The 21,696-nt window shown below is 45.1% G+C and carries 18 protein-coding genes and 5 pseudogenes; 18 read left to right on the forward strand and 5 right to left on the reverse strand.

Going from position 1 to position 21,696, the window contains the following annotated elements:
* The first annotated feature begins 49 nt into the window (after window positions 1-49).
* The 14 genes and pseudogenes from trhO to ONZ52_RS23080 all read left to right on the forward strand — a co-directional run bounded on the left by trhO (window position 50) and on the right by ONZ52_RS23080 (window position 10,384).
* Window positions 50-1,046 (forward strand): annotated as a pseudogene (gene trhO, locus ONZ52_RS23015) (oxygen-dependent tRNA uridine(34) hydroxylase TrhO).
* Window positions 1,047-1,233: 187 nt separating this feature from the next.
* A pseudogene (gene dnaX, locus ONZ52_RS25525) lies at window positions 1,234-3,457 on the forward strand (DNA polymerase III subunit gamma/tau).
* A 16-nt stretch (window positions 3,458-3,473) separates the two neighbouring features.
* Window positions 3,474-3,800 (forward strand): YbaB/EbfC family nucleoid-associated protein, encoded by a 327-nt coding sequence (locus ONZ52_RS23025; RefSeq protein ID WP_012070231.1) that lies wholly within the window; start codon window positions 3,474-3,476, stop codon window positions 3,798-3,800.
* Window positions 3,801-3,809: 9 nt separating this feature from the next.
* Complete coding sequence (gene recR / locus ONZ52_RS23030) at window positions 3,810-4,403, forward strand: recombination mediator RecR (protein WP_265220911.1); 594 nt, start codon at window positions 3,810-3,812, stop codon at window positions 4,401-4,403.
* An 85-nt stretch (window positions 4,404-4,488) separates the two neighbouring features.
* Complete coding sequence (gene rnd, locus ONZ52_RS23035; RefSeq protein WP_265220912.1) at window positions 4,489-5,547, forward strand: ribonuclease D; 1,059 nt, start codon at window positions 4,489-4,491, stop codon at window positions 5,545-5,547.
* 6 nt (window positions 5,548-5,553) lie between these two features.
* Window positions 5,554-5,868 carry a YcgL domain-containing protein gene (locus ONZ52_RS23040; protein ID WP_428981200.1) on the forward strand — a complete coding sequence of 105 codons (315 nt, stop codon included), beginning with the start codon at window positions 5,554-5,556 and terminating at the stop codon, window positions 5,866-5,868.
* Between the two features lie 17 nt (window positions 5,869-5,885).
* On the forward strand, window positions 5,886-6,365 hold the full coding sequence (locus ONZ52_RS23045; RefSeq protein ID WP_265220913.1) for a YcgN family cysteine cluster protein: 480 nt from the start codon (window positions 5,886-5,888) through the stop codon (window positions 6,363-6,365).
* A gap of 142 nt (window positions 6,366-6,507) precedes the next feature.
* On the forward strand, window positions 6,508-7,677 hold the full coding sequence (locus ONZ52_RS23050; RefSeq protein WP_265220914.1) for a vWA domain-containing protein: 1,170 nt from the start codon (window positions 6,508-6,510) through the stop codon (window positions 7,675-7,677).
* Window positions 7,661-8,188, forward strand: coding sequence for a hypothetical protein (locus ONZ52_RS23055; RefSeq protein ID WP_265220915.1), 528 nt, complete (start codon window positions 7,661-7,663; stop codon window positions 8,186-8,188). Before ONZ52_RS23050 ends, ONZ52_RS23055 begins: the two co-directional genes overlap by 17 nt.
* Before the next feature lie 121 nt (window positions 8,189-8,309).
* On the forward strand, window positions 8,310-9,065 hold the full coding sequence (locus tag ONZ52_RS23060; RefSeq protein ID WP_265220916.1) for a class II glutamine amidotransferase: 756 nt from the start codon (window positions 8,310-8,312) through the stop codon (window positions 9,063-9,065).
* Between the two features lie 50 nt (window positions 9,066-9,115).
* Entirely contained in the window at window positions 9,116-9,532 is a 417-nt protein-coding gene (locus ONZ52_RS23065; protein ID WP_265220917.1) for a UPF0158 family protein, read from the forward strand.
* A 7-nt stretch (window positions 9,533-9,539) separates the two neighbouring features.
* A complete protein-coding gene (locus ONZ52_RS23070) occupies window positions 9,540-9,719 on the forward strand; it encodes a type II toxin-antitoxin system HicA family toxin (RefSeq protein WP_265221155.1) in 180 nt (59 codons plus the stop codon).
* A 33-nt stretch (window positions 9,720-9,752) separates the two neighbouring features.
* Window positions 9,753-10,064, forward strand: coding sequence for a type II toxin-antitoxin system HicB family antitoxin (locus ONZ52_RS23075; RefSeq protein WP_265220918.1), 312 nt, complete (start codon window positions 9,753-9,755; stop codon window positions 10,062-10,064).
* A gap of 71 nt (window positions 10,065-10,135) precedes the next feature.
* Window positions 10,136-10,384: a hypothetical protein gene (locus ONZ52_RS23080; protein ID WP_111607345.1), complete on the forward strand. Its 249-nt coding sequence runs from the start codon at window positions 10,136-10,138 to the stop codon at window positions 10,382-10,384.
* A gap of 117 nt (window positions 10,385-10,501) precedes the next feature.
* Here ONZ52_RS23080 and cysK read toward each other — a convergent pair.
* A pseudogene (gene cysK / locus ONZ52_RS25530) lies at window positions 10,502-11,467 on the reverse strand (cysteine synthase A).
* 245 nt (window positions 11,468-11,712) lie between these two features.
* On the opposite strand from cysK, the pseudogene hrpA reads away from it, so the two are divergent.
* From hrpA to ONZ52_RS23125, 4 genes and pseudogenes are all read left to right on the forward strand, one after another.
* Window positions 11,713-15,586: pseudogene (gene hrpA, locus ONZ52_RS25535) on the forward strand (ATP-dependent RNA helicase HrpA).
* 70 nt (window positions 15,587-15,656) lie between these two features.
* Window positions 15,657-16,523 carry an MlaA family lipoprotein gene (locus ONZ52_RS23115; protein ID WP_265220925.1) on the forward strand — a complete coding sequence of 289 codons (867 nt, stop codon included), beginning with the start codon at window positions 15,657-15,659 and terminating at the stop codon, window positions 16,521-16,523.
* 18 nt (window positions 16,524-16,541) lie between these two features.
* On the forward strand, window positions 16,542-17,189 hold the full coding sequence (locus tag ONZ52_RS23120; protein ID WP_265220926.1) for a hypothetical protein: 648 nt from the start codon (window positions 16,542-16,544) through the stop codon (window positions 17,187-17,189).
* Window positions 17,182-17,556 (forward strand): GGDEF domain-containing protein, encoded by a 375-nt coding sequence (locus ONZ52_RS23125; RefSeq protein WP_265220927.1) that lies wholly within the window; start codon window positions 17,182-17,184, stop codon window positions 17,554-17,556. The genes ONZ52_RS23120 and ONZ52_RS23125 overlap by 8 nt, the downstream gene beginning before the upstream one ends.
* 157 nt (window positions 17,557-17,713) lie before the next feature.
* Here the strand turns inward: ONZ52_RS23125 and ONZ52_RS23130 are convergent, their stop codons facing one another.
* The 4 genes and pseudogenes from ONZ52_RS23130 to dusA form a co-directional block, all read right to left on the reverse strand.
* Window positions 17,714-18,793, reverse strand: a complete 1,080-nt coding sequence (locus ONZ52_RS23130) for a PQQ-dependent sugar dehydrogenase (protein WP_265220928.1) — start codon at window positions 18,791-18,793, stop codon at window positions 17,714-17,716.
* Window positions 18,794-19,009: 216 nt separating this feature from the next.
* Window positions 19,010-19,531: a sugar O-acetyltransferase gene (locus ONZ52_RS23135; RefSeq protein WP_265220929.1), complete on the reverse strand. Its 522-nt coding sequence runs from the start codon at window positions 19,529-19,531 to the stop codon at window positions 19,010-19,012.
* Window positions 19,532-19,598: 67 nt separating this feature from the next.
* Entirely contained in the window at window positions 19,599-20,549 is a 951-nt protein-coding gene (gene tal, locus ONZ52_RS23140) for a transaldolase (RefSeq protein WP_265220930.1), read from the reverse strand.
* A gap of 5 nt (window positions 20,550-20,554) precedes the next feature.
* Window positions 20,555-21,581: pseudogene (dusA, locus tag ONZ52_RS23145) on the reverse strand (tRNA dihydrouridine(20/20a) synthase DusA).
* Window positions 21,582-21,696: the final 115 nt, after the last annotated feature.

A 21,696-nucleotide genomic window follows, 5' to 3' on the forward strand; every position in this document is an offset into this window, starting at 1 on the left:
CGTGTTTAATTGCTCTGGTTTTACGTTCCAGATCGCATAGGAGAAAAATATGTCAAAAGTCGTAGTGTGTGCCTTGTATAAGTTCGTTGAATTGCCGAACTTTGAATCCCTTCGTGCTCCCTTACAAAAGACCCTAGAAGATAATGGTATCCGTGGTACTTTGTTGCTTGCCAGTGAAGGTATTAATGGTACGGTTGCGGGGAGCTCGTGAAGGTATTGATGCCATGTTAGCTTGGTTGGATCAACAGCCTGGTCTTAAAAACATTGTTAGTAAAGAATCTTACGATGACGAAATGCCGTTCTACCGTACTAAGGTAAAACTGAAGAAAGAAATTGTTACCATGGGTGTAGAGGGCATTGACCCGAAACGCGTGGTCGGCACCTACGTAAAACCAAAAGACTGGAATGCGCTGATTTCTGATCCAGATGTCGTATTGGTCGACACACGAAACGATTACGAAGTGCAAATCGGTACGTTTAAAAACGCCATTAATCCAAAGACAGAAACCTTCCGTGAGTTTCCATCCTATGTGAAAGAGAACATGGATCCGACTAAACATAAGAAAGTCGCTATGTTTTGTACTGGTGGTATCCGTTGTGAAAAATCCACCGCTTATATGCTAGAGCAAGGTTTCGAAGAGGTGTATCACCTCGAAGGTGGAATCTTAAAGTACTTGGAAGAAGTTCCAAAAGAAGAAACCCTATGGGAAGGTGAGTGCTTTGTTTTTGATAATCGTGTGTCTGTCAATCACGATCTGAAAAAAGGTGAGTACGACCAATGTCATGCGTGTCGTATGCCAATCACAGAAGCAGAAAAACAAGATGAACGTTATGTTCAAGGCGTAAGCTGTGTGCATTGCTTTGATAAATTCACGGACGAACAACGCCAACGTTTTATTGAGCGTGAGCGTCAGGTTCAACTTGCTCGTGCGCGAGGCGAAGAGCATATTGGGGCTGAAGTACTGGATGCCGTTGAGAAGCATCGTCTAGAAAAAGCCCTAGAAAAAGAGCGTCAGCGCAAAGTGCGTGAAGCAAAAGCAAATTAGAGATGTTAAACATTTTGCCTGACGTGGTCGGGCAAAATGGTTTCTAAATCCAAGCTGTTGATCTTTATAGTGAAGTTTTTTTGGTTATTTGTCTCGATTACCTGTCATCCTGTGCATCAAGAGTGGTTTCGAAATTGCTCGGACTGCCGTACAATAAAAAATCGCTTTTTATTAGCCAGTATCCATCATGAGTTATCAAGTTTTAGCACGTAAATGGCGCCCACAGACGTTCCTTGAAATGGCTGGGCAAGACCATGTACTCCAAGCGTTGGTGAATGCTTTACGCCAACAGCGTTTACATCATGCCTATTTGTTTACCGGAACTCGCGGCGTCGGTAAAACCACGATCGCGCGTATTTTCGCTAAATGCTTGAACTGTGAAACCAATGGCATTTCGCCAGAGCCTTGTGGCACCTGTGATAGCTGTAGAGAAATCGCTGAAGGTCGTTTTGTCGATCTAATTGAAGTGGATGCGGCATCACGCACAAAGGTAGAAGATACTCGTGAATTGCTTGAGAACGTGCAATATGCACCGACTCGCGGTCGCTTTAAAGTCTACCTGATAGACGAGGTGCACATGTTATCTACGCACTCGTTTAATGCCTTGCTAAAAACCCTTGAAGAACCACCCGCTCACGTTAAGTTCTTGCTGGCGACGACCGATCCTCAGAAGCTTCCTGTTACTATTTTGTCTCGTTGTTTGCAGTTCAATTTGAAGAACATGTCTGCGCAACGCGTGGTGGATTATTTACAAACCGTCTTGACCACCGAGCAGGTTAATTTTGATCAACCTGCATTGTGGCAGATTGGTCAGGCTGCCAATGGCAGTATGCGTGATGCATTGAGTTTGACAGATCAAGCCATTGCTTTTGGTAACGGTACGATTACCGAATCGGGCGTCACCGCCATGTTAGGCTTGGTTAATCAGGCGCAAGTCTTGGATTTGCTAGAAAGTGTGGCGTCTAAAAATGCGGCACAAGTTTTGACTCGAATAGAACAGCTTGCCGATTACCAGCCCGATTTTACAGCGATTTGTGGCAGTTTATTGGATGTGTTGCACCGTGTGGCGATAGAGCAGCAAGTGCCAGGCGCATTAATGGATCAGCTGGGTGATTTGGCTCGGATTCAGGGTATTGCCGCCAGTGTTAGCTCTGAAGAAATACAAATCATGTATCAGAGCTTATTAATTGGTCGCCGTGATTTGCATTTGGCGCATTCTGCCCGTGCAGGCTTCGAAATGCTGATGTTAAGATTGATCGCCTTTCGACCTGCGCCACCTATGGTGGTCAGTCATGAAGTGCCACCAGTGGTTTCTTCAGCGACAACGCGCTCGCCAGACACAATGAGTTCAACGTCAGAACCCGACTCTACGGCGGCGTCGAAGGCAGAAAAAAACATCGGCCGTTGACATTGAAGTCCCAGCGGTAAAGTCTACTGAGTCTATTCCTGAACAAGTGTCTTCAAAGCCGATGTCCGCGGCGGAACGCCCGCCGTGGGAAGCGTCGCCAGAAGAAATGGCCATATCTGACGATGTACTGGATACCGAGGTTGAGAGCGCTATCACGGATCAGGAAAGTGTCTATAATGATGAGATGGCGCAAGCGGTTGTTACAGAAGAAGTTGAGTCGTTTCATACAGCGGATGTTGATCCTCAGCATGATGCGCCACTAGATCAGAACGAGCCATCTGAATCGATGTCCGTTGCTGCGCAGCAGATTAAGGCAGACAAGGAGAGTCAGCCAGAGCCTAAACCTTTTGTCATCGCAGACGATTCATTCTTAGCATCTGACGATGTGATGGAAGATGAAGACGATGATGAGGAAGCCGAAGAGCGTGCTATTGCGGATGTCATTGATCCATTTAACCCCGCAGCAGATTTAGTGGACGCTTTAGGTGTGGAACCAATCGAGTCACCTGCCGTCGAAGCAAGCAAAGAGCCGGATACACGTTTGTCAAAATTGCCTGATACCATTGCCCAGCCCGCATTAGGTATGCCTTTGCCCGAGTTAAACCACTATAATCAGCTGACGATGAAGCTTTGGTGGTTGGTGGCACCGCGATTGCCTTTGACAGGCTTGGTACAGAATATTTTAATGAATTCCAGTTTGGTGGATGCCAGCGATCAAGGCATACGTCTTGAAGTGCCTTTAGAGTATGGGCACATGCTGAACCAAGTACGTTACGAACAAATACAAGGTGCCCTGAGCGATTTCTTTGCCATGACGGTGCCTTTGATAATAGACACAGTGGAAGATACCACAGGCGTGACTGCAGAAGAATTTGCCGCCAGTAAGCGCGCAGAGGCCCTGCAGGTAGCCATTGAATATTTGAATACACATCCGGTTGTACAAGCCTTATCGACAACGATGGGTGCACAATTGGTTTACGATACAGTTAAAGTTAAAGCTTAATTTGGAGAGCAAAGATATGTTTAAAGGTGGAATGGGTAACATGATGCGTCAAGCGCAGCAGATGCAAGAGAACATGCAGAAGGCGCAGGAAGAAATCGCCAACATGGAAGTCGAAGGTCAAGCGGGTGCTGGCTTGGTGAAAATTCTGATGACAGGTCGTCATGATGTGAAACGTGTTTCTATTGATGATTCTTTGTTTGGTGATGATAAAGAAATGTTAGAAGACTTGATTGCCGCCGCCGTTAATGATGCTGTGCGTAATATTGAAGTCACTCAAAAAGAAAAAATGGCCGCAGCGACAGCGGGCATGTCTTTGCCACCAGGCTTTAAGATGCCTTTCTAGGAGCAAGCTTTGTTTAGTCCCTTAATTAAAGAATTGATTGAATCGTTGCGTTGCTTGTCGGGTGTCGGTCCAAGATCAGCGCAAAAGATGGCGTTGTATTTATTAGAGCGTGATCATCAAGGGGCGGATAGACTGGCAAATGCATTGCGAGAGGCGTTAGATAAAGTGGGGCGCTGTTCCAGCTGCCGCACTTTGACGGAAGAGTCAGAGTGCGGTATCTGCAAAGACACTGAACGCGATGCCAAGCGCTTGTGTATTGTTGAGACACCAGCCGATGTGATCGCCATTGAGTCAGCAGGCACCTATACTGGCCGCTATTTTGTTCTCTTGGGACATCTGTCGCCAATTGATGGCATAGGTCCAGAAGAGTTAGGCTTGGATCGTTTAGAAAGTTTGGTACAGCATAACGAAGTGGACGAAGCCATTATTGCCACGAACTCAACGGTGGAAGGTGAGGCTACTTGCCATTATATCGCTGAAAAATTAAAAACATTGAACATCAACGTCAGTCGTATTGCCCATGGCGTGCCCATGGGTGGGGAACTGGAATACGTTGATGGTAACACTCTGGCTTTAGCGCTAGAGGGACGGAAGAAGCTCTAGTATGAATGATCAAGATGATGCTCTGAATATTGTTTGGGTGGCGGATAACGAATCGTTGGCAAGTTGGTGCGATTACTGAGCTCAATTGCCTGTAATCGCCGTTGACACAGAATTTATCCGACGTTCTACCTATTTTCCGATTACGGGGTTGATTCAAGTGAGTGAGGGTGAAAAGGCTGTGCTTATTGATCCATTAACGATTGATGAGTGGCAACCGCTTCGTGACTTAATGGTAAACCCATCTGTGATGAAGGTTTTTCATGCTTGTTCTGAAGATATGGATGTTTTTGATCGTTTATTGGGGGTACTGCCAACGCCTTTTTATGATACGCAGATCGGTGAAGCCTATGCCAGTGCACAATGGTCACTGAGCTATGTGAAGCTGATCCACGAATACCTGCAAATTGAAGTGGCTAAAGACGAAACACGTTCAGATTGGATTCAGCGACCATTGACTGACGCCCAGAAGCGATATGCAGCGCTGGACGTGGTGTATTTGGCGAAAGTGTATCCGTTGCAAATAGCGCGTTTAAACGCCAAAAATATGCTCGACTGGGCCATGGAAGACTGTGAATCGCTGAAATGGCAGTACCAAATGAACGCCGACCCAGAGCAAAACTGGGATGGCATCAAAACCGCTTGGCGTTTGTCTCCTGAGAGCTTAACTCTTTTGCGTTTGTTGTTTATTTGGCGTGATGAGCAAGCTCGAAAAGAAGATGTTCCAAAAGGGCAAATTTTAAAAGATAGAACGCTTTGGTCGCTAGCGAAAACATTGCCGTCTCACCACAAAGCCATCTCTGAAGCAGAAGAAATAACGGGGCGTCAGCATCGTTTGTATGGTGAGGTAATTCTGCAAAACGTAGCGTTAGTAAAGGAATTATCACCGGATGAGTATCAATTGCCGTTAGAAATTCCCCTGCCATCTCAAGCGGGAGAGCTAACGAAAGCCGTTAAAGCTTTTGTACGTGAACGAGCAGAAGCTTTAAATATAGCACCAGAGGCCATGATGAAGCGCAAACTGCTTGATCCATTAGTACGTCATTTGTTTGATGGTACTGAGATTGATTGGCAGAACCCAGCACTAACGGGCTGGCGCCGTGAAGAAATAGTCAACCCTGTGTTAGAAAAATTTAAAAAGTCCTAATATGGCGTGATATCGCCAAGAGAAAATTATGAAGCAACATTTAATTGTCGAAGTATTTCGTTCATCCAAGCACGATGGTATGTACTTGTATGTGGAAAAAGCAAAGGACTGAAAGACATTCCAGAAGCGCTTATGGAGCGTTTTGGTAAAGGCATTAGTGCCATGACAATGCTGTTGACGAACGAGAGCAAACTGGCTCGGGCAACACCCGAGAAAGTAGCCAGTGAGATTCGAGAAAAAGGCTTTTACCTACAATTGCCGCCAGTCAAAGATGATTATTTGCTGGATTTGTATAAAACGCCGACGCAAGCCGTGTACTAATTAGTTGGACTCAGAGAATGATTGCCAAGCGTTACGAACCTTTTTGGAAAACCACTGCGTTGGAGCAAATGTCACCTGCGGAGTGGGAGTCTATTTGCGATGGTTGTGGAAAATGCTGCCTGCAAAAATTGCAAGATGATGATACGGAAGAGGTTTATTATACTAATCTTTCTTGTCATCAACTCAATATCGCGACTTGTCAGTGTAAAGTGTATGAGACTCGACAAGAAAAAGTGGCAAGCTGTATAACGCTTACGCCAAACCAAATAGATGATTTTCAATGGTTGCCTGATACGTGTAGTTATCGTGTACTGCATGAAACCAAAACTTTGCCTAATTGGCATCCGTTGGTAGTAGGAAGCGATAAAGAAATGCTTCGTCAAGGTTTAACGGTTCGACATTATGCGGTCAATGAGCATAATGTTGAAGAAGAGGAATGGGAAACTCATATTATAAAATGGGTACATGGAATGCCGGAACCGTATGATCTAACGTGATAGCGGTTGCTAATTTCAACAAAGTAAATTGTTCAAGGAGTTCGCAGACGTGAAATGGTTGAAAATAAATACTGTGTTGTTATCAGCTGCCCTGTCTCTTTGAAACCTACTTAGTCAAGCGGATACCCAATTTCGTGTTATTGTGGATGCCTCTGGTAGTATGCTGATCAGTGATCCTGATAAGCTGACATCGGAGGCGTTGCGCCTCATGTCGAACCTCGCTCCTGAAGAGCAAGCAACGCTAGGTATCTGGCTATTTGGCGAAGAGCCTCGCGTATTGTTGCCAGAAGCGAATGTTAATAAAGTCACTAAAGCGAAACTGGCTAGCTATGTCGACAGTTATGTTACCCAAGACGTCGAAACCGATTTAGAAGCCATTATTAAGTTGTTGTTAGAAACACCAGATTCGGGTGATTTGGCGTCGGGTTTCAATCGTCATTGGATATTGGTGACGGATGGCATGGTAGATATCAGCTTAGATGAAGCAATTAATAAAGCTTCCCGTGATCGTATTCTCAATGAGTTGACCGCCAAATTAGAAGAACGTGGGATTCACCTTCACACTATTTCCATGACGGGTTACACAGACAAAGCGCTGTTGGAATCATTGTCCCTAAGAACAAATGCCATTCATACAGAGGTTGCCCTTCCTGAAGACCTATTGGATGTTTTTGAGCGTATTTTTACGCAAGCGGCGCCAGTGGATGAGCTACCCTTTGATGGCAATCGCTTCTTAGTGGATGATGCTATCAAAGAACTGACGCTCGTTGTCTTTCATGAAAGCAATGTAAAACCACTCATTACCAAGCCTGATGCCAGCACCTTGTCCTTGCTTAATGCTCAGAATGTATCCGTTTCCACATCCGATCATTATACCTTAATTACTGTTCGCGATCCTGATGCAGGGGAGTGGCAGGTCAGTAATGTTGATTTAGAGCGTAGTAGTGTCAGAGTTATCACGGATTTAAGCGCACAAGCCACAAAAGTGGCCCCCGTTATTTTTGTGAATGAACCTATTTATTCAACGATCGGATTGTTTCAGAGCGATGTCATGATCAAAGATGATGACGTGCTGAATCTGCTAAAGGTAACTCAAACTTTAAAACAATTAAGTGGCGAAACAGAAGAGTCCATCTATAGCAATGAATTGGCCCGAACAAATGGTCAGTTCAAACAGCGTATGGTAGGTATTACTGAGCCAGGCAATTATGAGTTGGTGACCTTGGTGGATGGCAAAACCTTTTCACGTCAGCTGAGTCAGTATTTTACAGTTCATCCAGCGATTGAATTTACCGGTGGCGAGTCAAGGTGACGATTTGGTCGTTTTTACCGCCAAACCCGTTAATCTAAAACTCAATGTATTACGCTCCAATATCAAATTAGAGTTTTCCTATGGGAATGGCACCATTGAGACAGAAGAAATGCCATTAATCGGACAAGGTTACTGGGAAAAAGTGATCCCCGTATCCGTTGGTGATAACGTAAAAGTCCGAGCAAAGTTGGTGGGCATGACGCAAACTGGTTTGCGATTTGATTACAGAACGCCTTCTTGGAGTCTCTCTCGAGAAGCAGGGCATCCTGCCGTCGTGACCTTAGAAAACAACGCTTTGGAAGCGGACACGCTAATGACGCCATTCTCTTCTGAACAAGAGGTTGCCCCTGTATCGTTTGCACCTGCCGTTTCTGTGGTAGAGGAGGCGCAAGAAATTGAAGACCCTACAGAAAATGCGGATACCAATGTTGTTGAGACGTCTCAAATGGAAAAATCCGTGACAAAGCAAACAGCATTACCACTCGAGATTGGATTATGTACGGTGCTTTAAATCTCGGCGGCATTCTGATCATTGGTAGTGGTGTTTTATTGTATCGCCGGATGAAAAGCCGTAAATCTACTAAGAGAGATAATCCAGACGATGTGTGAGTTATTGGGCATAGAGTGCCAATGTGCCAACAGACATATGTTTCAGCTTCTCGGGCCTGCGTGCTCGTGGTGGGCGCACGGGGCCGCATAAAGATGGCTGGGGCATGGCCATGTACCGTGATGGTTACGTATGGGCGATTCATGACCCTAGACCAAGCGCCGATTCAGATATGGCCGAAGTGATGAGCAAGACATCACTGAAATGTGACATCGTCATTAGTCATATTCGTCAAGCCAATGTCGGGGCCGTGAGTCTGTTAAATACTCATCCATTTCACCGTTTGCTTTGGGGGAAAACCTGGACTTACGCGCACAATGGTCAATTAGAGTCATCTGGCTCGTTACCCATAGCGCATCACCATCCATTGGGTAGCACTGATTCGGAGAGAGCGTTTTGCTGGATTATCGAGCGCCTACAGGCCTGCTTTGGTGAGTGCGAACCAGAGTTGAATGCATTATCGTCAAAACTGGCTGAACTGGCTTTGCAGTTAAAATCCATGGGCGTCTTCAATATGATGCTGTCCGATGGCATACGCTTATACCGTTTTTGCACCACCAATTGCACTGGATCACCCGCCGAGCGCCGCTTAAAAGCCACTTTATCGGATGAAGATGTCATAGTCGACTTCAAAGAAGTCACCACAGACAAAGACGTTGTCACTGTTATCGCTACACAACCCTTAACCCACGACGAAACATGGCAGCAAATGGAATCAGGTGAGTTGTGTGTTTTTGATGCCGGCGAAGTGATTTGTCAGATCGAGCCAACGGCTTGGTAGCAGCGCTATAACTTATTATGGCTTAATATATTTTGTCCCCAAGAGATTTTATGACAGTAAAACTAGATGACATAGAATGGGCTATTGAGTTTGCTTCCTCTGGTTGCGGAGACAGCGAGGCTTACCTTGATACTGAAAGTGGTGCTATATATTACATCGGTGATGCGGTTGAAGAACCAATACCAGATGATTTGTATGACAGTGATAAGTATTTGCAAATACCGGATAAACGCGAATTAGATTTAGGCAAGCATCTGGTAATTCGTTTTACATCAGAGAAGATTCCAGAGCATCTCGACACTGTTTATGACATGCTGCGTAAGCAAGGAGCATACTCTCGCTTAAAAGATTTATTAGGATCATTAGAGTTACTAGATGCTTGGTATACCTACGAAGAGTTAGCGTTAAAGCAAGCGACAATAGATTGGTGCAAAGCAAACAATATCAATTTTAGCAGCGACATTTAACAAACCAATCAAGGCACTCGCTCCGCTGGGCTATGAAAAGAAAGAAATGGCAGTCTCGCGAGTTCGTTTTTACCACAAAGGTAAAGATGCCATGCAATTGCTACATAAACCTCACCCTAAGAATGAGCTGAAAGGCGGCGCTTTAAAATCGGTGAAGCTGCATTTGATACAAGAAGGTTGGTTATGACTTATCTGCGATATAAAGATTATTTAGGCACTATTGAACCGGAGCTGGAAAGCAATATCGCTTTTTGGCAAGCTTGCTTTCATTCGTGACACAGTAACCTACGAAGCGACGACGTTGAAAGAGCTTGAAGTTGAGTTTCGTCGTTCGGTAGATGAATACCTTTTATCCTGTGAAGAGCTTGGGCGTGAGGCTCAAAAGCCTTGTAAAGGCTCATTTAATATTAGAACTGGTGAGGCGTTGCATCGAGAAGCCGTTATTGCAGCTGAAGGTCAAAGTTTAAATGCTTTTGTTTGTGATGCTATCCGAGAGAAAATAGCAAAGACGAATCAGTACAGATTGGGTTAGCTACGTCTCGTTTTTATCATGCTTCAAAACTGTTATCCTGACGTCATTATTGATGTAACAGAGTAGAACGAATGATTAATGAAAATGATGTAATTGACACCCTTGATGAGCTTGAGACGTTTTTGCGTTTAATAGAAGCGGGTGGTTTGGGATTGAATAATGTATCGGGCGTGGCGTTGGCAACAAACAATGCCAATGGTCGTCCGTTTGTGGCGGTGCTGGATGATAATCAGCAGCTATTGTTAGGGCGCTGGGTAACCCCTTATGTTTTTGAGAATGGCAAAGACATGGTGCGTTATGGTACGAAGAAACCGCATTAATTGGGTAAAAAGTGACCCTCCCCTAACCCTCCCCTTGGAAGACATAAGGGGAGGGAAGCCGTTTGCTCCTCCCCCTTACTAAGGGGGAGGTCGGGAGGGGGTTATCAATGTTAATGATTACTGAACCAATTCGTTGTCGGCAATTCACCTTCAAACAAAGCGGTTGATAGGTAACGCTCGCCTGAGTCTGGCAAAACCACGACGATTTTCTTGTCTTTAAATTCGGCCAATTGGCTCGCGCGTTCTGCGGCAACCACGGCAGCACCACAAGAAATGCCGCACAAGATGCCTTCTTCACGCATTAAACGTTTTGCCATAGCAATGGCGTCTTCGTTTGTCACTTGCTCTACACGGTCAACCATCGAAAGGTCTAGATTTTTTGGTACAAAGCCTGCACCGATGCCTTGGATTTTGTGTGGTGACGGTGTTGGGTCTTCGCCGTTTAGGGTTTGTGTAATAACAGGCGAGCTGGTGGGTTCTACCGCCACACTGATGATGGCCTTGCCTTGAGTGTTTTTAATGTAACGACTCACGCCTGTGATAGTACTCGCCAGTGCCAACGCCAGCAACAAATACATCAATTTCGCCATTAGTGTCTTGCCAAATTTCTGGGCCAGTGGTTTTTTCATGAATTTCAGGGTTGGCTGGATTGTTGAATTGTTGCAGTAAAACGAAGTTTTCGTCTTGAGCAATTTCTTCGGCTTTAGCAATTGCGCCTTTCATGCCTTTTGCGGGTTCCGTTAGGACGATCGTCGCACCAAGCGCTTTCATGACTTGGCGGCGTTCAATACTCATGCTGGATGGCATAGTGATGGTAATCGGATAACCACGAGACGCGGCAACGAAACACAAGGCAATGCCTGTGTTACCACTCGACGCTTCCACAATGGATTTGCCTTTTGTCAGAATGCCTTTCTTTTCTGCATCCCACACCATGTTGGCGCCAATGCGGCATTTTACTGAAAAAGCAGGGTTACGAGATTCGAGCTTGGCCCAAATATTGCCATTGCCAATACGGTTTAAACGTACAAGTGGCGTGTTGCCAATGGTAAGAGAGTTATCTTCGAATACTTGATGAGACATACCATTTCCTTTTTTATTGGTCTGTTGAGGGTGAAAACAACGTATTAGATACGTTGCTAATGTTGATCACTATAACCCTTACCTTGGGATTGATGTTAGAATTTACAACTATATCGATAGAGGTTTTCTTACCACCACTAAGCTGGTTGTTTGCCATTTAGTGCCAAGCCCTCTAATACCAACGGCGCGTTACTTATCATTACTGTTTTCTCTGCGCCAAGTTAAAGGATACAAATTTACTTATCATGTCGACAAATGCCGTAATGACGCGCGATCGTCATCTTATTGATCAAAAACAAGCACAGCTTACCAAGCGTCAAAAAGACGGTTTGCCTTTTGACAAAATGCAGTCTGAGTTGAATGCGCTCATTGAACAGTCTGAGACCTTATATCAAACGCGTTTGTGTCGCTTGCCAAAAATCACTTACGACGAAAGCTTGCCTGTGGCCGCTCGTGCCGATGAAATCATCAAGGCGATTCAAGAAAACCAAGTGGTGATTATTGCGGGTGAAACGGAACCGGGTAAAACCACGCAGATTGCCTAAGATGTGTTTGCAAGCAGGTCGCGGTATCGCAGGTCTTATTGGACACACACAACCAAGGCGAATTGCGGCGCGTAGCGTGGCGGAACGCATCAGCGATGAGTTACAAGTTAAGCTGGGTGAGCAAGTAGGTTTTCAGGTGCGTTTCAGTGATGAAAGCAACGAAGAAACGCTTATCAAGCTGATGACAGATGGTATTTTGCTGGCCGAGATCCAACAAGATAAGCGTTTGTATAAGTACGACACCATTATTATTGACGAAGCCCATGAGCGCAGCTTGAACATAGACTTCTTACTGGGCTATTTGAAGCAAGTGTTGGCGGTTCGACCCGATCTAAAAGTCATTGTTACCTCAGCGACTATTGATGTTGAACGTTTCTCTAAGCACTTTGATAATGCGCCCATTATTGAGGTGTCTGGCCGTACGTATCCGGTAGAAGTGCGTTATCAGCCCTTGATGAGCAAGTCGGATTCTGAAGAGCTAGACGAAGACCAAAGCATGGAGCAAGGCATTCTTGATGCGGTAGAGCTGTTGATTGCCGAAGAGCGTCAATCTGGCTATCGCGGTGCAGGGGATATTTTGGTGTTTTTGCCAGGGAGCGAGAAATTCGCGAAACCGCTGAGATCTTGCGTCGTGCCGAGTTGCGCAATACCGAAGTGTTGCCGCTTTATGCTCGATTGAGCTCCAGTGAGCAACAACGTATTTTCAAATCCCACTCTGGGCGTCGTATTGTCTTGTCGACCAACGTGGCAGAAACGTCATTGACAGTACCAGGGATTCGCTACGTCATTGACCCAGGTTTAGCGCGCATTAGTCGTTACAGTGTACGTTCAAAAGTTCAGCAACTGCCCATTGAAAAAATCAGCCAAGCCAGCGCCAACCAAAGGGCGGGGCGATGTGGTCGTGTGGCGGACGGTATTTGTATTCGACTCTATGACGAAGCGGATTTCAACAACCGTGCCGAGTTTACCGACCCAGAAATTTTCCGTACCAACTTAGCGTCGGTTATTTTGCAGATGGCCAATCTAAAGTTGGGCGCGGTAGAAAAATTCCCTTTGTTGAAATGCCAGACAAGCGCATGATCAACGATGGTTATCGCGCCTTGACGGAGTTGGGGGCGTTGCATAAAGAGCGACTGACGCCGATTGGTCGTCAGCTGGCTAAGTTACCTATTGACCCGAAATTAGGGCGAATCTTGATCGCCGCCGAGCAGCACAGTGTGCTCAAAGAAGTAGCGATTATTGTTAGCGCCTTGTCCATTCCGGACCCTCGTGAGCGTCCCCAAGATAAGAAAACCCAGTCTGATCAAGCCCACGCGGTCGATAAAGACGAAGACTCTGATTTCGCCGTATTCTTGAATTTATGGGAGCGGTTTGAAGAACAGCGTCAAGCGCTATCGCAGAACCAGTTACGTCAATATTGCCGTAAGCAATTTTTGAACTTCATGCGTATGCGCGAGTGGCGCGATATTCATCGCCAAATCATGATTGCCTGTAAGCAGCTAGGCTTTAAAGAAGTGCACCATGAAGAGCGTCATTACGAAGCGATACATCGCGCTTTGTTGGCGGGTATGTTTACGCAAGTGGCCAATAAAATAGAAGACAGCAAAGAAATGCTGGGTTGTCGCTCGCGTAAATTGGCGATTTTTCCAGGTTCCATGTTATTCAAAAAACCGCCTCAGTGGATTATGGCGGCCGAGCTGGTGGAGACCAGTAAGCTCTATGCGCGTGTGACGGCTCGTATTGATCCCGCTTGGATCGAAGAATACGCCGCTCCGTTTGTAAAACGTCAATACTTTGATCCGCATTTTGAGCGTAATCAAGGCCGCATCATGGCCCATGAGCAAGTGTCGCTTTATGGTTTGGTGATTGTGGCAAAACGCCGAATTGATTATGGACACGTCAATCCAGAAGAAGCTCGAGAGATTTTCATTCGTTCTGGGCTGGTGGAAGGTGAGCTGCGCACCAAACAGGCCTATTATCGCAAGAACCAAGCGCTAATTGAGTCCCTAGAAACCCAAGAAGCCAAGCTTAGAAAACGGGATATTCTGGTCGATGACGAAACGGTTTTCGCTTTCTACAATCAGCGTTTGCCTAGTCATGTGCACAATACCAAAAGCTTAGAGCATTTTGTTAAAACCTCCCCCGATGCTTTATTAATGACTCGGGATGACTTGGTAAATCAAGATGTGAAAGTCGATGACATGGCCTTTCCCGATTCGTTTGGATTGAATGGCGTCGCCTTACCGATTGATTATAAATTTGAACCTGGTCAAGAATCTGATGGTGCGACTCTAAAAGTCCCCGTTGGCTTGTTGCGTCAGCTGAATCTAGAGGATTTAGGTTGGGCGGTGCCCGGTTTATCAAAGAGCGCTGCGAAGCCTTGCTGCGTGCTTTACCCAAAGCGTTACGTCGCCGCTTTGTACCAATTCCGCAGTTTGTAGATCGTGTTTATCCCAACTTGTCGAAAGAAAAAGGCGATTTACTTGAGCAGTTGAGCTTGCAAATCAAGCGCGAGACCTTGATTGATATTCCGCTCAATGAATGGAATGCGGAAAAACTAGACTCTCATTTAACCTTGAATTTAGAAGTGGTGGATGAACGAGGAAAAGTGCTTGGTGTAGGGAAAAACTTAGCACAACTTCAAACTCAGTTTAGCGATTTGGTTGAAGAAAGCTTCGCGAAGTTTGGTACTAAACAGCATGAACAAGAAGGCTTAACAACATGGCCAGAGCAGGGCATTCCAGAGCGTCAAGAGATCAAACAAGCGGGCATTAAGGTAACGGCGTTTCCTGCGCTGGTGTCGCAAGGCGATCATGTGTCATTGAAAATGTTTGATGACCAAAATACCGCTGTGGAAACTCATCGAAAAGGCGTGATCACATTACTCAAGTTAACCTTGAGTAAAGAAATGCGCTACTTGCAAAAGAACCTACCGCACTTAAAAGAATCCATGTTAATTTTTTCGCCATTAGGTCAAAAAGAAGCGTTATTGGATGATCTTCTGAATGCGGTGCTAGATAAAGTCTTCTTAGATGGGCGGACTTTGCCACGGACAAAAGCCGATTTTGAAAGCTGTGTGGTCAGTCATAAATCACAATTAGTCAGTGTCGCGAATGACATGGCAGAGCAGCTTTATCGAGTATTATCTTCTTATCAAGCCGTTGCTAAGAGAATGAAAGGCAGTATTCCTTTACCATGGACGCGTATCTACGGTGATATTAAAGTGCAGTTAGAACACTTAATTTATCCAGGGTTTATTGGTAATACGCCGTTGTTTTGGTTGGGGCAATTACCGCGCTATTTCAAAGGAATTGAAGTACGCTTGGAACGTTTTCAAAATCATTTGAACAAAGAGAATCAGTACGTGTCTGAGTTGGAAGGTCTTTGGCAGACCTATATTCGTCAGAAAAAAGCCCATGATGAAAAAGCGCTTTATGACCCTGAGTTGATTAAGTATCGCTGGATGCTAGAAGAATATCGTATTTCCTTGTTTGCTCAATCGGTTGGTACGCTAGAGCCTATCTCAGATAAACGCTTAAATAAGCAATGGCAAGAAGTGAAAAAATTGGTTTGATGTTATAGATAAGGTTTTGTTTTTTTTAGTCAGACGCTGTGTGAAGTCTTATACGTTAAGGGTACTGAAAATGTTGAAAGCAATAGGAACGTTACTTTTTGGCTCTTTGTTGTTGCTTGTGCAATCTTGTGCGCAGGTGCCAGTAGAAACCAAAGAAGATCCATGGGAGGGTTTTAACCGTTCTATGTTTACTTTTAATGATGCGGTAGATGGTGCTGTTTTAAAGCCTATTGCTGAAGGGTATAAGGCCGTTACCCCGAATCCTGTTCAGAAGGGCGTAAGTAATTTTTTCTCTAACTTAGGTGAAATCGGTAATATTGTTAACAACCTTCTACAAGGAAAGTGGGACGCGACAGCTTCATCCAGTTTTCGTTTTTTGATTAACAGCACAGCAGGCTGGTTTGGGATTTTTGATGTTGCCAGTGAAATGGGGTTGAAGAAATACGATGAAGACTTTGGACAAACCCTAGGTTACTGGGGGGTGTCTTCTGGTCCTTATCTTGTACTACCTTTTTTTGGTCCTTCTACTGTGCGTGATGGTTCAGGTTTAGCCATTAAATATACCTACCTTGATGAAACAAGTATCCTCGACTTAAATGATGATGAGGAGCTTGGTTTATTAGCCTTAGATGTTGTGCAAACGCGCGCGCGTTTGCTCAGCGCCGAATCCATGATCATTGGCGATCGATATAGCTTCATTCGTGATGTTTACTTGCAAAGTCGAGCTTACGATGTGTATGACGGCAATCCGCCGAAGAAAAATAAAGCGATTGAAACCCCTGATCCCGCTAACGATAGCTGGGGTGAAGACGCAGCAGGAGATAGTTGGGGTGATGAAGCATCGAGTGACAGTTGGGGAGATGGCTCATCTACCAGCGAAGAGACGGATGTTTTATCAGAGGGTGATTTTTCCACGGACTCGAGTTGGTCTGAATAACGTAATATATGGTATGGAATGAATAAACAACTGTCGACATCGCATTGGTTTAATGAAGCCCTTTTTAATGACGCTCTAGTGAAAGGTTTTTTGCTGGTTATTGGAACGGCTTGCTCAGTGCTAATAGTGGTGAATCTATCGATGGCGAAATATCAGCTGGCATTGATTGAAATCGTTTTGCTGATGTTGACCATTTTTTTGTGGTTCAGTTCTAAAGAGTCACGCTTTTATAAATGGAGCATATTTATTTATGTCGCGTTTATTTTTGCGTGTATTTTGACCGGCATAAGCTATTCACCACTGCACTCTGGACGACAAGTCTGGGTGTTGATCTTCCCAATGACTTCCTACTTGATGTTAGGTAAGCAAGCTGGTGTTTGGTTAAGTGGTGTTTGCTTATGTCTAGTGAGCAGTATTCTCTATCTGCGGTTCTACAGTGATTTTGGAAAAGAGTTGATCAGTGTGGTGATCAATTTGAGCTTCGCTTATGTCTTCTTGTGGGGATTAACACACGGGGCTGAGCGAGTTCACAAAAAGATGTTATATACATTAAAGAAAATAGCGTCTACGGATCCGCTAACGGGGCTTGCTAATCGCCGTAATATTAGCCAGCATTATCAATTTCAGCTGCAGCAAGCGGTGGGCCTTAGCCCTTGTTTTGATTGATTTAGACAACTTTAAAAAGATTAATGATACCCATGGGCACGATGTGGGCGACGCTGTATTGGTAGACTTTGCTGAGCGTCTTAGAGCACATGTCGATGACCATGATCAGCTTTTTCGCTTAGGTGGAGAAGAGTTCTGTGTATTGATGCCCGCTGGGATTAGTAAAGACTGGTCAACCTCTTTTTGCAAATACGTGCAAGATACAGTGTTTCATCTGGATGACCTAGCTATTCATTACACGATCAGCATTGGTGTATCTTACAGTCTTGAAGATGAGGGGGATTTTAAGTCTCTGTATAGGCTCGCTGATCAACGCTTATATATGGCTAAAAATCTGGGTCGTAACCGTATTGTGTTAACCGATTAAAATTGTTCTATCAGTGTAATTTGTAGTGGTCTAATAGAGTCAGAGTGAGGAGCTTAATAGAGGCTCCTGACTCTGACTTTTTTCTTTTCTTTTTATGAGTGCTTAATGAACACTTAGCCCACTTTTTTGAGGCTACTTTCGATTGCTAATGTTATTTTTAAAAGTTTCCTGAGTCCGTACCGATGTACAGCGCTCCTGTGGAATCTTGTGCAATAGAGCGAAGGCGCTCATCGAGATCTTCCAAATAGCGAGTTTCGGTGCTGTCGCCATTTTGTTCAATTTTCACTTTATTTAAGTGCCGTAGTGCCAACGCTGTCGAGAGAAAATCCTCGTTCCAGTTAGAAAATAGCATACCTTTGTAACGCAATAAGCTGCTTGGCGCGATGGAAGGAATAAACACCTTGATAGGGTTGTCTATGCCGTCTTTTTCGACACCGTCACCCACGCTAACTGGTCCCCAATACTCTTTACCATGAGACACGATCGGCCAGCCGTAGTTAGCGCCGCGGCGAATAAGATTGATCTCATCACCACCTCTTGGACCATGTTCATTTGACCAAAGAGTGTGCGTATCCGTGTCATAGAAAAGGCCTTGAGGGTTACGATGACCATAACTCCAGATTTCATTGCGGATATTGGCATGTGTGACAAACGGATTATCCGCTGGCACACTACCGTCTAAATTAAGACGAATGATACTGCCAGCATGGTTGTTAAGATTCTGAGCGTTTTCACGCACGCCGCGGTCACCAATGGAGAAAAACACGTGTCCTTTATCGTCAAACGCTATGCGACCACCGAAGTGCTTTGAATCGGAACTGGCTGAGTCTGACACCAATAAATCCTGCCATTTAGTCAAATCATTATTGATCAGTTTGGCTCTGGCTAACGTGGTTTTTGCGCCTTCATCGGTCGGTTTTGAGTAAGTAAAATAGACCCATTTCTCCTCATCGAAAATAGGGGATTTGGCGACATCCAGCAGTCCACCTTGGCCTCGATTATCCACTTCAGGTAATCCATTTAGGGCTTGTTGTTTGCCATTGGCCAAATTTACCTTGTAAGCCACACCTTTTTTAACGGTGACAATAGCTTCTTGGTCATTCAATAGCGCAATGCCCCAAGGCGTGCCGTCAAACTGAGTGACTTCTTCAACATTAAGTGAACCGTCTACGATGGTTTTTGAGGCGTTCGCATCTAGTGCCAATAGACTGGCTAAAAATAGAATCCACGTTTTCATGAAGCAACCTCTTTAATTTGCTAATTTGACTGAAGTATATAGCAAATAATCGAAACAGGCGGGGAGAGCCGAGCATTTCCTTAGCAATTGCCAATTGCTTACCTAGTTGAATGAAGTATTCAGGTAAGCCGAAAATAAGGCTTTAACAAAGGACGTTTGCTAGGACTGTGCAAAAAAGTGCATTGGCGAGTGAGCGCATAAAAGCGTATCGATTGGTTATCCAAAGTAGCGTTCATTATCGGCGATGTGTCGAGTGACCACCGCATTCGCAGCGATAATAGCGTTATCGCCAATCTTAATGCCGGGGAGGATTTTTGCTCCGCCGCCAATCCAGACTTTGTTACCTATGGTAATAGGGCGCGCAAAGCATTCGCCAGAGGCGCGTTGTTCGGCGTCTCTTGGGTGATCTACCGTATAAAGATGCACGCCCGGCCCGATGAGTACATCGTCACCAATCTTGATCTTGGCGCTGTCGAGGAAAACACAGTGGAAATTAATAAAGACCCGTTCGCCAAGATGAATTTGCGAACCATAATCGCATTGAAAGCCCGGTTCAATCACCACACTACCAAATTCTGCAAACAAGCGGGTGACGTGACGAAGGTTGCCTTTGCTTGGATGTGCATTGAATTTAGCACAAGCAAGACGAGCGGCTTCTCTGCGTAGACGAAGATCTAGGTCGATCGCATTGAATGTTTCGCCATGGATCATTTTTTCAAATTCTGTTGTTTCGGTCATCTTTTGTTCTTCTGGTGAGAAATAAAAAACGCGACCGAGGTCGCGTTTTAACGTACTTGCTTCTATTTTATAGCATAGACGCTAGCGTCACTTCTAACTTACGCTGATCCGCTGCGAAGTTACGAATGCCTTCAGACAATTTTTCTGTCGCCATGGCGTCTTCGTTCATTGCCCAACGGAATGCCGCTTCTGTGATCGCAGCAGGTGCCGCTTTCACACTGGTCGCTGGAACCAATTTACGCTCAAGTTTGCCTTCGTCTTTTTTCAATTCTTCAAGCAGGTTAGGGCTGATAGTCAAACGGTCACAGCCAGCAAGCTGCTCGATTTCGCCGATGTTACGGAAACTCGCGCCCATTACAACGGTCTTGTAACCGTGTTGTTTGTAGTAGTTGTAGATTTCAGTCACAGATACAACACCTGGATCAGTCTCAGCTGTGTACTCTTGGCCAGTCGATTTTTTGTACCAATCAAGGATACGACCAACGAATGGAGAAATCAGGTAAACGCCAGCTTCAGCACAGGCTTGTGCTTGAGCAAAAGAGAACAACAAGGTTAGGTTGCAGTTGATGCCTTCTTTTTCTAGTTCTTCTGCGGCTTTGATGCCTTCCCAAGTAGACGCTGCTTTAATCAACACGCGGTCACGAGACACGCCAGCTTCTTCATATAGCGCAATCAGTTTACGTGCTTTCGCTAGTGTCGCTTCTTTGTCAAAAGACAAACGTGCATCCACTTCAGTCGAAATACGACCAGGAATGTACTTTAGGATTTCGGTACCAACAATCACGGCCAACTTGTCGCCAGCGTCTAGAATTTGCTGATCTTTGTCGTTGCTTTGTGTTTTAGCCCAAGCGATGGCTTGATCTATAAAAGGAGCGTATTCAGGGATTTGTGCGGCTTTAAGCATCAAAGATGGGTTAGTAGTCGCATCTTGTGGTAGAAAATCTTTGATCGCCGTGATATCGCCCGTGTCGGCCACAATGGTCGTGAACTCTTTCAATTGAGATAACTTATTGCTCATTGCTCTTATCCTTTGCGTTGATGATGTTTGACCAAATCAATGGCCTCTAATAATACATTTATCTGTGCGTCGGCTTTATGACCGTTTTCAGAAAGGTAGCGACGGAACTGTTTGCCGCCGGCTTCGCCTTGAAAGATACCCAAAATATGTCGGGTTAGGTGCATTAAGCGTTCGCCTTCTTGCAGCTTACGTTCAACATAAGGAACGAAAGCTTCTAGCGCCTCTGTAGCGATCATGAACCAACGGCTGACCGCCAAATAATACATTGTCGACTTGGCTCAATATCCAAGGGTTATGATAAGCCTCACGGCCCACCATCACACCATCGACATGCGCTAATTGTTCTTGGCATTCTTCTACTGTTTTTATGCCACCGTTTATAATGATTTCAAGCTCTGGGAAATCTTTCTTCAACTGATGCACATAATGGTATTTCAGCGGTGGTATTTCACGATTCTCTTTCGGACTTAAGCCCGCCAGAATCGCATTACGAGCGTGGACAATAAAGGTCTTCACACCAGTTGTCGCAATATCACCAACAAAATCTCGTACCACACTGTACTCTTCTTGGTCGTCTAAACCAATGCGATGCTTAATGGTCACAGGAATAGTACAGCTGTCCTGCATGGCACGCATGGCATCCTTCACCTTATCAGGGTGAGCCATCAAACACGCACCAATCAAACTGTTTTGAACTCTATCGCTCGGGCAGCCGACGTTAAGATTAACCTCATCAAAACCCGCTTGCTCCGCCATTTTTGCGCATTTACCCAACGCAATCGCATCAGACCCGCCTAATTGAAGAGCAATAGGGTGTTCGCAACCATCGTATCGTAGGAATCTTTCAGGATGATTGCCTTGCAGCAAAGCCCCCGTCGTCACCATCTCGGTATACAGCAGCGTATTTTTGCTAAGTGTTCTAACGAAAACTCGGTAGTCGCTTGTCGTCCACTCCATCATTGGGGCAATAGAAAATCGGCGATCAAGCTTAGTGCTTGAATTTACTGGGGTTACCCCATTATCTAATGGCATTGTGTACGTATCGAATAAGTTCAAAAAAGCGTCGCAACATAGGGAAATGACTTCCTGCGACAGATGCACAACATTATGTCATAAAATTACAAGATATCTAAGAGAGAAGAGGGTC

This window comes from Marinomonas rhodophyticola (assembly GCF_026113935.1).
Classification (GTDB): domain Bacteria; phylum Pseudomonadota; class Gammaproteobacteria; order Pseudomonadales; family Marinomonadaceae; genus Marinomonas; species Marinomonas rhodophyticola.

Coding starts and splice junctions, on each gene's coding strand:
- ONZ52_RS23025 (WP_012070231.1), top strand. CDS start 3,474: ATGTTTAAAGGTGGAATGGGTAACATGATGCGTCAAGCGCAGCAGATG.
- ONZ52_RS23045 (WP_265220913.1), top strand. CDS start 5,886: ATGATTGCCAAGCGTTACGAACCTTTTTGGAAAACCACTGCGTTGGAG.
- ONZ52_RS23065 (WP_265220917.1), top strand. CDS start 9,116: ATGACAGTAAAACTAGATGACATAGAATGGGCTATTGAGTTTGCTTCC.
- ONZ52_RS23080 (WP_111607345.1), top strand. CDS start 10,136: ATGATTAATGAAAATGATGTAATTGACACCCTTGATGAGCTTGAGACG.
- ONZ52_RS23115 (WP_265220925.1), top strand. CDS start 15,657: ATGTTGAAAGCAATAGGAACGTTACTTTTTGGCTCTTTGTTGTTGCTT.
- ONZ52_RS23120 (WP_265220926.1), top strand. CDS start 16,542: ATGAATAAACAACTGTCGACATCGCATTGGTTTAATGAAGCCCTTTTT.
- ONZ52_RS23130 (WP_265220928.1), bottom strand. CDS start 18,793: ATGAAAACGTGGATTCTATTTTTAGCCAGTCTATTGGCACTAGATGCG.
- ONZ52_RS23135 (WP_265220929.1), bottom strand. CDS start 19,531: ATGACCGAAACAACAGAATTTGAAAAAATGATCCATGGCGAAACATTC.
- tal (WP_265220930.1), bottom strand. CDS start 20,549: ATGAGCAATAAGTTATCTCAATTGAAAGAGTTCACGACCATTGTGGCC.